Origin of the sequence: Pseudomonas sp. NDM (assembly GCF_003105095.1) — a bacterium.
In the GTDB taxonomy this organism is placed as follows: domain Bacteria; phylum Pseudomonadota; class Gammaproteobacteria; order Pseudomonadales; family Pseudomonadaceae; genus Aquipseudomonas; species Aquipseudomonas moraviensis_A.
Map to the genome: position 1 here is coordinate 1 of NZ_QETJ01000169.1, position 9,448 is coordinate 9,448.

9 protein-coding genes are annotated in these 9,448 nt (G+C 62.6%); all 9 read left to right on the forward strand.

The genetic code is table 11. The features are described from left to right. Positions 1-222 precede the first annotated feature (222 nt). The 9 genes from DCO47_RS27630 to DCO47_RS22955 are packed head-to-tail and all read left to right on the forward strand — an operon-like array spanning position 223 to position 9,271. The gene (locus DCO47_RS27630; protein WP_080902524.1) at positions 223-834 is read left to right on the forward strand and encodes a transposase; all 612 of its coding nucleotides are present in this window, start codon (positions 223-225) and stop codon (positions 832-834) included. Positions 835-888: 54 nt separating this feature from the next. Continuing rightward, positions 889-2,487: a ShlB/FhaC/HecB family hemolysin secretion/activation protein gene (locus tag DCO47_RS22920; protein WP_116658982.1), complete on the forward strand. Its 1,599-nt coding sequence runs from the start codon at positions 889-891 to the stop codon at positions 2,485-2,487. Between the two features lie 12 nt (positions 2,488-2,499). Next, complete coding sequence (locus tag DCO47_RS22925; RefSeq protein WP_064361689.1) at positions 2,500-4,299, forward strand: DUF2341 domain-containing protein; 1,800 nt, start codon at positions 2,500-2,502, stop codon at positions 4,297-4,299. A gap of 11 nt (positions 4,300-4,310) precedes the next feature. Continuing rightward, positions 4,311-4,736: a biopolymer transporter ExbD gene (locus DCO47_RS22930; protein ID WP_007915482.1), complete on the forward strand. Its 426-nt coding sequence runs from the start codon at positions 4,311-4,313 to the stop codon at positions 4,734-4,736. 3 nt (positions 4,737-4,739) lie between these two features. Next, entirely contained in the window at positions 4,740-5,444 is a 705-nt protein-coding gene (locus DCO47_RS22935) for an energy transducer TonB (protein WP_064361688.1), read from the forward strand. A 37-nt stretch (positions 5,445-5,481) separates the two neighbouring features. Further along, the gene (locus DCO47_RS22940; protein ID WP_116658983.1) at positions 5,482-7,179 is read left to right on the forward strand and encodes a putative porin; all 1,698 of its coding nucleotides are present in this window, start codon (positions 5,482-5,484) and stop codon (positions 7,177-7,179) included. 17 nt (positions 7,180-7,196) lie between these two features. Then, positions 7,197-7,826, forward strand: a complete 630-nt coding sequence (locus DCO47_RS22945) for a DNA repair protein (RefSeq protein WP_116658984.1) — start codon at positions 7,197-7,199, stop codon at positions 7,824-7,826. Positions 7,827-7,856: 30 nt separating this feature from the next. Further along, positions 7,857-8,327: a YbjN domain-containing protein gene (locus DCO47_RS22950; protein ID WP_064361685.1), complete on the forward strand. Its 471-nt coding sequence runs from the start codon at positions 7,857-7,859 to the stop codon at positions 8,325-8,327. Continuing rightward, a complete protein-coding gene (locus DCO47_RS22955) occupies positions 8,324-9,271 on the forward strand; it encodes a peptidylprolyl isomerase (RefSeq protein ID WP_083352842.1) in 948 nt (315 codons plus the stop codon). Before DCO47_RS22950 ends, DCO47_RS22955 begins: the two co-directional genes overlap by 4 nt. The last annotated feature ends 177 nt before the right edge of the window (positions 9,272-9,448 follow it).

Consider the following 9,448-nt stretch of genomic DNA (forward strand, 5'->3'; position numbering starts at 1 on the left):
GATTGCGGTGTGTCAGTCACAGAAGAGTTGGCTGACCTGACGCCATCGCGAGCAGGCTCACTCCTACAGGGGGGCGGCGCAACCGATATGGCCTCCGGTAATGAAGCTTTTATGACAAAAGTTCGGTAGCCCTTTGCCAGTCCGGTCATGCCTGTGTAACGCGCTTGAGGGGCCTTTAGAGGCGCACTTTGCAAGCCGAGGCGGGACGCCGGGAGTGAGGCAATGGGGACTATGGAACGCTATTCGAAAGTGGGCATGCAGGAGCTCGATCAACGCCTGTCGAAGATCGTCGAGGCCGCGCGCAAGAAGCCGGTTTCGGTGTATCGCTACGGCGCGCCGTGGGTCTGGATCGTCTCGCAGGAGGACTGGCAGGGCGCTCTGAAAGAAGTGTCCAGCTACATTCCGCCGGGCCATTCGCTGGTGTTGTTGCGCCCGCAGATCGACGATCTGCTCGACGCTCACCAGGATCTGCTGCGCGACCTGAACGCCGCGCCCGGCATGCTCATTCCCGCGCAAACGGTCATGCACATCCTGCTCCTGCAACTGCTGTATTCGGTGCCCAGCGAACAGCAACTCTATGAACAGCTCAACTACAACCTGCTGTTCCGCTGGTTCGTCGGCCTCGGCCTGAACCAGAAAGTCTGGAGTTTCACTGCCCTCAGTCGCGACATCGCCACGTTGCTCAACGAGCCGCGCGCGGTGCTGCTGATTCAGAAAATCATCGGCGAAGTGTTCTGCGGCGCGTTGCTGCAAATGCCCGAGTTCTCGCTGAACTTCGCGCTGTTGCACACCTGGCTGGGCAAGCACGCGTGCGCCACAACGATCAGCAATTGACGCATCACACCGGGCGCTAACGCCCACAGGTCATCGCGAATTTCAGGGGGTAGTGTGGAACGGATTTTCACGTCACGGCTGGCGCTGTGGGGCTGGCTGCTGGTGACGGCGAGCGCGCAGCCGGCGATGGCCGAGGAGGGTACAGACGCGCCCGCCGCGCAGCGTCTGGTCGACGTCAACGAATACTTCGTGCGCGGCAACACCGTGCTCGATGCGCGGGCGATCGAAGAAGCGGTGTACCCGTTTCTCGGCCCGCAGAAAGCCTTGAGCGACATCGAAGGTGCCCGCGATGCGTTGCAGAAGGCCTATCAGGAACGCGGCTATCAATCGGTGTTCGTCGAGCTGCCCGAGCAGGCCGTGGCCGATGGCATCGTCTATCTGCAAGTCAGCGAAACCAAGGTCGGCCGGGTGCGTGTGGTCGGCGCCAAACACTATTCGCCGCTGGACATTCGCGACAACGTCCCGGCGCTGAAGGAAGGCGAGGTGCCGGACTTCGCCAAGGTCCAGGGCGAACTGGCGCAGCTCAACAAGACCCCGGGCCGTCAGGTCATGCCATTGGTGCGCGAAGGTCAGCGGCCCGGCACCATGGACGTCGATCTGCAGGTCGAAGACCAGAATCCGTGGACGGCCAGCGTCGGCCTCAATAACGATTACAGCGCCGACACCGAGAAGCTGCGCAGCGTCACCAGCCTCGGCTACAACAACCTTTGGCAGCTCGGCCACAGCGTCAACCTGACGTTCTTCACCGCACCCCAGGAAACCGACAACGCCAAGGTCTGGTCCGGTTCCTACACCGCGCCGCTGAGCGAACGCTGGAGCGTGCAATTCTCCGGTTACCAGTCCGACAGCAACGTCGCCACCATCGGCGGCAGCAACGTCCTCGGCAAAGGGCATTCCTACGGTGTCGCGGCGATTTACACGCTGCCCTCGAGCGGCAACTGGTCGAACTCGTTGTCGGCCGGCATCGACTTCAAGGACTTTGACGAGCGCCTGAGCCTGTCCGGCGAAAGCGACAAGGTGCCGCTGAAATACGCGCCGTTCACCTTCGCCTACAACGGTTATCGCTACAGCGAGAAGAGCCAGCTCGGCCTCGGTCTGAGCCTGGTTGCCGCTACCCGCAGCGTATTCGGCTACGGCAGCGACGACGATGATTTCGACTACAAACGCTACCGTGCCAAGCCGAGTTTCGCCGTGCTCAAGGGCGACACCAATTACACCTGGACCTTCGACAACGACTGGCAGAGCGCGAGCAAAGCGGCGTTCCAACTGGCCTCGGGGCCGCTGGTTTCCAACGAGCAATTCTCCGCCGGCGGCGCCACCTCGGTGCGCGGCTATCTGGCCGCCGAACGCACGGCAGACGACGGCTACCTGCTCAGCCAGGAATTGCGCACACCGTCGCTGGCGAAATTCGCTGGCACGTGGATGCAGGACTGGCGCTTCTACGCCTTCGCCGAAGGTGCGCAGCTTTACCTGCGCGACGAACTGCCGGACCAGGACGCCAATTACGCCCTGGCCAGCGTCGGCCTCGGCACCCGCGCCAGCCTGAGCAAATGGCTGTCCGGCAGCCTCGACTGGGGCTACCCGCTACTAGAAGGGCCGAACACCTCGAAACAGGAATCGCGCCTGCACTTCAACCTTCAAGCCACTTTCTAACGGAGCACGTCCATGCAACGCCTTCTCCTTTCGTTGTTGATCTGCCTGGGCTTCGTGCTCCCGGCCACGGCCCAGGCCTGGTGGCAGGACGACTGGCATTACCGCAAACAGATTGCCGTCGACACCACCCCGCAAGGCGCGGCGATCAATCAGGCCCTCGGCCGCACCGCGCTGCTGGTGCGCCTGCACACCGGCAACTTCACTTTTGACGGCGTCAAAGAGGACGGCTCCGACCTGCGCTTCGTCGCTGCCGATGACAAAACCGTGCTCAACCACCAGATCGAAAGCTTCGATGCGTTGATGGGCATGGCGCTGATCTGGGTCGATGTGCCGAATGTCGAGGGCGGTCAGCGTCAGGACATCTGGATGTATTACGGCAACCAGAAAGCCCCGGCCACCGGCAACGGCCAGTTGACCTTCGATCCGAGTTACACCGCGCTCTATCACTTCGACGGCGCCACCGGCACGCCGGCGAAAGACACCACGGCGTACGGCAACGCTGCGCAGAGCGCGACTGGCGCAGCGATTGATGGCGTGGTCGGGCGCGCCTTGCAGTTCAGCGGTCAGCCGTTGTTGCTGCCGGCCAGTCCGTCGCTGCAACATAATCCTGGCAGCGCATTCACCTTCAGTGCCTGGCTGCGACTGGATCAGGCCAGTGGCGAGCAACTGATTCTCGCTCGGCGCGAAGGCACGCAAAGTCTGCTGATCGGCGTCAGCCAGGGCCTGCCATTCGTGGAGATCGACGGCCAGCGCGCCGCTGCCACCCAAGCGCTGACACCGGCGCAATGGCAACACGTTGCGCTCACCGCCGAAGGTTCGAAAGTCACCCTGTACATCAACGGTCGCGAGAGCGCGGTGCTGGCTCAAGCGATGCCGGCGTTCAACTCGGTCATGGCCATCGGCGCCGATCTGCACGAAGGTGCGTTCCAGCCATTCGCTGGCGCTATCGACGAACTGCGTCTGTCGAAAGTCGCCCGTCCGGCCGCGCTATTGCTCGCCGATGCGACCTCGCAAGGCGCCGAGTCGAAACTGGTGGCTTACGGCGTCGATGAAGAACAATCCGGGTTTGGCTTCGGCAGCCTTGGCTTTCTGCTCAACGCAGTGCCCATCGACGCCTGGGTGATCATCGCCGTGCTCGTGCTGATGATGTTCCAGTCGTGGATCATCATGCTGCGCAAGAACCGCAGCCTCAGCCGCGTCACCGCTGCCAACGAAGACTTCCGCGTGCAGTTCGCCAAGGTCGGCACGCGCCTGGAAATGTTCGCCGACGATGCGCAACTGGCCCAGCGCCTGCAGCACTCGTCGCTGTGGCGCTTGTATCTGGTAGCAGTCAAAGAGATCCGCACCCGCCGCGAGCAGGGCGCGGATACCTCGTCGGTTTCCGCCGCGACCATCGAAGCCATTCGCTGCTCGATGGATGGCGTGCGCACCCGCGAAAACCAGCAGTTGAGTTCGAAACTCTCGACCCTGTCCAACGCCATCGCCGGTGGCCCGTACATCGGCCTGCTCGGCACGGTGTTGGGGATCATGGTGGTGTTCCTCGGCACGGCGATGGCCGGCGACGTCAACATCAATGCCATTGCGCCGGGCATGGCGGCCGCGTTGCTCGCGACCGCCATGGGCCTGTTCGTCGCGATTCCGGCGCTGTTTGGCTACAACCGCCTGATCACCCGCAACAAGGAAGTCAGCGCCGACATGCGCGTGTTCGTCGACGAGTTCATTACCCGTCTGGCGGAGATGCACGGCGAGAGCCAGTTCAGTGAGTCGTCGCACCAGCGCGGCCATCACGCCAACCACTCTGTACCGGCCTGAGGAGCACTGCCATGGCGTCCGTAAATGCCTCCCATGACGATGACGAAGATGCCGCGGTGGACAGCATCAACATCACCCCGCTGGTCGATGTGCTGATGGTGGTGCTGGTGATGTTCATCCTCACCGCCACCGCGCAGGTCTCCGGGATCCAGATCAACCTGCCCAAGGCCAGCGCTTCGGTGTCGCTGTCGGAGGCCAAGACCAAGGCGATCTCTGTCAACGACGGCGGTCAGGTGTTCCTCGATGCCTATCCGGTGACGCTGGCCGAACTGGAAGAGCGCCTGCGCATCGAGAAAGCGCAAAGCCCGGATTTCCCGGTGATCGTGCGCGGCGATGCGACGGTGCAGTACCAGAAAGTCATCGAAGTGCTCGATCTGCTGCGTCGGCTCGAACTGTCCCAGGTCGGTCTCGTCACCGGCAAACCGAGTCAGGGCTGAGTCATGACCGCACAACTCCCGATCGAGCCGCCGCCCGTGAAAAAGTCGCCGTTGCGCTATGTGAAGTGGGGCGCCGGATTGCTGGTCGGCGCGCTCGCCGCGTGGTTCCTCTGGCAGTGGGCCAACGACATGGCCGGCGTGCGACGTGAAGCGCCGAAGGTGCCGACGATCATTCCGTTGCCGCCACCGCCACCTCCGCCCCCGGAGAAACCACCGGAGCCGGAAACCCCGGTGGAAGAAAAAGTCGTCGAGCCTGAGCCAACGCCGGAGCCGGAAGAGGTCAAGCCTGAGGAAGAGGCGCCGCCATCGCCGGCGGACGATCTGGCCAACCCGATGCAGATGGACGGCGATGCTCAGGCCGGCAGCGATGCTTTCAACATCGGCGCGGGCAAGGGCGGCGGCATGGCCGGCGCGGGTGGCGGGCGGCTGGGCACGGGCACGTACAGCCAGTTTCTGGCGTTCACTTTCCAGCGTCTGCTGCGCGAGAACCCCGACCTGCGCAACCTCGCGTTCTCGCTGCAGGCCGACGTCTGGCTGAGCAGCGTCGGCGAGATCACCCGTGTCGAGCTGATCAAATCCAGCGGCAACCCGCAAATCGATACCCAGGTGCTGGCCGCTTTACGCGGTGCGCCGGCGCTCAGCGAACGGCCTCCGGCCTCCATCACTTTACCTGTGCGCCTGTCCCTGCAAGGGCGGCGTCCGGGCTAACCCATTTTCAAGCTTCGGCAAAAGGAGTTGTGTGCAGATGATTTCCAACGTGAATCGATTGTCCCTGGCGGTCGGCATGGTCATTGCGACCCTGGTCGGTCAGGCCGTGGCAGCGCCCGCGCCTTCGGAGAACGCTACGATCAATCTGATCCGCTTGCTGGTCGAGCAGGGCATTCTGAAACAGGACAAGGCCGACGCGCTGATCGCCCAGGCGCAGAACGAAGCCGCGCAGGCCAAACAAGCGGCGGCTTCAACTGCGGTAGCGGCCGGGCCGGTCGCCGCGCCGGGGGATGTGCGCGTGCAATACGTGCCGGCAGCGGTGCGCGACCAGATCCGCGATCAGGTCAAAGCCGAGGTCATGGCCACCGCCAAACAGGAAAACTGGGCAGCGCCGAATACCTTCCCGGACTGGGCCTCGCGCATCAGTTTCGATGGCGACATTCGTCTGCGTGACGAATCGCGTTACTACTCGGGCAACAACAGCAACGAAATCGTCGACTTCGCCAAGCTCAACAACAACGGCCCGTACGACGTGAACCCCAACAGCAGCGCCAGCCTGCCGCCGTTGCTCAACACCCGCGAGGACCGCGAAAACCTCTTTCGCCTGCGCGCACGGCTGGGCATGAAAGCGGTGATCTCGGAGGAATGGACCGCCGGCATTCGCATCGGCACCGGTTCGGACAACAACCCGGTTTCGACTACGCAGAACCTCGGCGGCGGCTTCGCCAAAAAAGACATCTGGCTCGATCAGGGCTACCTGAGCTGGAAGCCAATGGACGAACTGACCCTGACCGGCGGGCGCTTCGCCAACCCGTTCATGTCCACCGACATGCTCTATTCCAACGACCTGAATTTCGACGGTGTGGCGGCGATTTTCGACCACAAGCTCAACCGCGATTGGGGCGTGTTCGGCACCGTCGGCGCGTTCCCGGTGGATTACACCAACGACACTTCCAGCAGCAACGGTTTCGACAAGGAAGAGAGCGACAACAAGTGGCTGTACGGCGCGCAACTCGGGGCGAAGTGGGCGATCAACAGCAACAACCGCCTGAAGGGTGCGCTGGCCTACTACCGTTTCGACGACATTCAGGGTCAGCGCTCCAGCCCTTGCGAACCGTGGGCCGGCGCGCCGGGCTGCGACAGCGACGGCACTCGCGCAGCGTTCATGCAGAAGGGCAACAGCGTGTTCCTGCTGCGTGACATCACGCCAAACCCGCTCAACCCGAGCGCCACGCCGCAGCCGCAATTTGTCGGGCTTGCGTCCGAGTTCAACCTGCTCGATCTCAACGTCGTGTGGGACGCCGACCTGCCGCAGGACTTCAAACTGCGCAGCCAGGGCAACTACATCCACAACCTCAGCTACGACGAAGGCGACATGCGCAAGCGTTCGGCCGGGCAGATCGTCAACAACCTCGACAGCAACGGCGAGATCGAAAGCGGCGCCAACGCATGGATGGTGCAGTTCACCCTCGGCAACGCGCTGGATCTCAAGCGCAAGGGCGACTGGAACCTGTTCGCCGGCTACAAGTACATCCAGCCTGACGCTTTGCCCGATGGCTTCAACGACTCGTCGTTCCACCTCGGCGGAACCAACGCCAAGGGCTATTTCATGGGCGGCAACTACGGCCTGGCGAAGAACGTTTCCGCAACGGGCCGCTGGATGAGCACCGAAGCGGTGTACGGCGCGCCGTTCGACATCGACGTCTTGCAGCTTGAGATCAACACGCGCTTCTAGGGCGCCGGGAGAGCTTTATGAACACGCGTTTTCTGGCGTTGGGCCTGGGTTTGTTGATTGCCAGCGGGGCGAGCGCCGAAGGCATGGAGGAACGCTTGCGCACGCAATTGCGCAGCACCACCCAGCAATTGCAGGCCCTGCAAAGTCAGCAGGCTCAGGCCAGCGCCGCGCAACTGGCGGCGCAGAACGAAGCCAAGGCTGCCCAGGCGCAAATCAAGCAATTGACTGCCGAACTGGCTAAAGCCAGAGGCCTCGCCGAGCAATTGGCCGGGCAGCAACAAAGCCTGCACAGCCAGGCCCAAGCGCAAGTGGCGGCCAGCGCTGAGCAGACCGGCAAGTTCAAGAAGGCCTATGACGATTTGCTGGTTCTTGCCCGCGGCAAAGAAGCCGAACGGTCGAAGCTGCAAGCGCAACTGGCGGAACGTGACACACAAGTGCAGCAATGTTCAGTCAAGAATCAGCAAATGTACGGCGTCGCCAAACAGATCCTGACGGCCTACGAAAACATCGACGTCGCCGAAGTAATGAAGATCCGCCAGCCCTTCGCCGGCAGTGCCCGGGTCAAGTTCGATGAACTGGCCCAGGGCTTTGGCGACGAGCTCTACAAAACCCAATTCGACGCGCCGCAAGCCGCGATCGCGCACTGATTTATAAGACTCACGAGCAAGGAAGAAGCCATGACTCAATTGATCACCCACGTTTCCCCGCAATCGCTGACCGAGGTATTGCAAGCCGCCGGTTATCGCGTCAACCCGAGCGAACAGAACGGTATCGTCCAGTTGCTCAGCGCCAGCCAGGGCATCGGCTACGCCGTGCGTTTTGGCAACCCGGCGCTGGAACAGGGCAGCTTTGTCGATTTCACCTTCAGCTGCGCCCTGCGCGTGCAGGGTGATTTGCCCCAGGGCGTCGCGGAGCAGTGGAACGCGACGCGGCGGTTTGCGCGGTTGTCGTTGCAGGGCGAATTTCTGGTCATGGAAATGGACGTGGTCGTGGCCGCTGGCGTGAGCAATGAGCACCTGCGTGGCAACCTGGAATTGTGGGATCGCCTGCTGCAGGAGTTCATCGTTTACCTGCGCGATTTCAGCCAGAGCGCGGGTGCGCAAACCGCCAAAGTCGCCGTCGACGAAGCAGAGGAAGTCGCGCTGTGAAAAAGCCAGCCGTGGTAATCGGCGCCGGTGCGGTCGCGTTGTTGGTGGTGGCCGTGGCGCTAGTGCTGCGACCGGGGAGTGATCCGGTTGCCGCTCAGCAGCCGTCGCCGGTAATGACGGTTGCAGCCGGGCCAGCCGTGGCGCGATTGGGCAATCAACAGGTTTCGCCAGAGGAATTGCAGGCGCTGCTCGAGACTGTCCCGGCGCAAACCCGTGAACAACTGCGCGGCAACCGTGAGGCACTGGAGCGCTGGATCCGTTCGCGACTGGCGGAGAAAGCCGTGCTGGAGCAGGCCGATGCGCAGGGTTGGGCACAGCGTCCCGACGTCGCGCGGCAGACCCGGGCGGCGACGGAGCAGATCGTCTTTCGTGATTATTTGCGCTCGGTCAGTCAAGTGCCGGCGGAGTATCCAAGTGCGGCTGAGTTGCAGCAGGCGTACGACGCCGGCAAGGCCAATTGGCAGACGCCGGCGCTGTATCGGGTCAGTCAGATTTTCCTGGGTGTCGGCGATACGACGAGTGTGGAAACGGTGCGCAAACAAGCCGCCGAGTTGAGCAAGAAAGCTCAGGCCGCTCCGGGGGATTTTGCCACGCTGGCTACGCAGTATTCGCAGGATCGCGTCACGGCCGAGCGGGGCGGTGATACCGGGCTGCAACCGCTGCAGCAACTGGTGCCTGAGGTGCGTGGCGCCGTGGCGCGGCTCAAGGTTGGCGCGGTGTCCGATCCCGTGCAGAGCACGGCCGGATTCCACGTGATCAAACTCACCGAGCAACAACCGGCCCGCACCGCCACCCTCGATGAACTGCGCGATCAACTGACCCAGGCCCTGCGTGCGCAACGCCAGGAACAGATCGCCCAGGCCTACCTGGACGGCATGCTAAACACCGCCACCCTGAGCATCGACGGCGCTGAACTCAACAAAATCCTCGAGGACCACCGCTAGCCCCCTGTAGGAGTGAGCCTGCTCGCGATAGCGGTATGTCAGGTTAAGAAATGTCGGCTGACACACCGCTATCGCGACTGTTTTCACTCGACGAATCTGAGGCATGCAAAAGCGGTTTTGATACGCAGTTGCTTGATGGGTTCGATGCTTTCCTGAGATCCGATTTTTTTGACTACG

Coding starts and splice junctions, on each gene's coding strand:
- DCO47_RS22925 (WP_064361689.1), top strand. CDS start 2,500: ATGCAACGCCTTCTCCTTTCGTTGTTGATCTGCCTGGGCTTCGTGCTC.
- DCO47_RS22940 (WP_116658983.1), top strand. CDS start 5,482: ATGATTTCCAACGTGAATCGATTGTCCCTGGCGGTCGGCATGGTCATT.
- DCO47_RS22930 (WP_007915482.1), top strand. CDS start 4,311: ATGGCGTCCGTAAATGCCTCCCATGACGATGACGAAGATGCCGCGGTG.
- DCO47_RS22935 (WP_064361688.1), top strand. CDS start 4,740: ATGACCGCACAACTCCCGATCGAGCCGCCGCCCGTGAAAAAGTCGCCG.
- DCO47_RS27630 (WP_080902524.1), top strand. CDS start 223: ATGGGGACTATGGAACGCTATTCGAAAGTGGGCATGCAGGAGCTCGAT.
- DCO47_RS22945 (WP_116658984.1), top strand. CDS start 7,197: ATGAACACGCGTTTTCTGGCGTTGGGCCTGGGTTTGTTGATTGCCAGC.
- DCO47_RS22950 (WP_064361685.1), top strand. CDS start 7,857: ATGACTCAATTGATCACCCACGTTTCCCCGCAATCGCTGACCGAGGTA.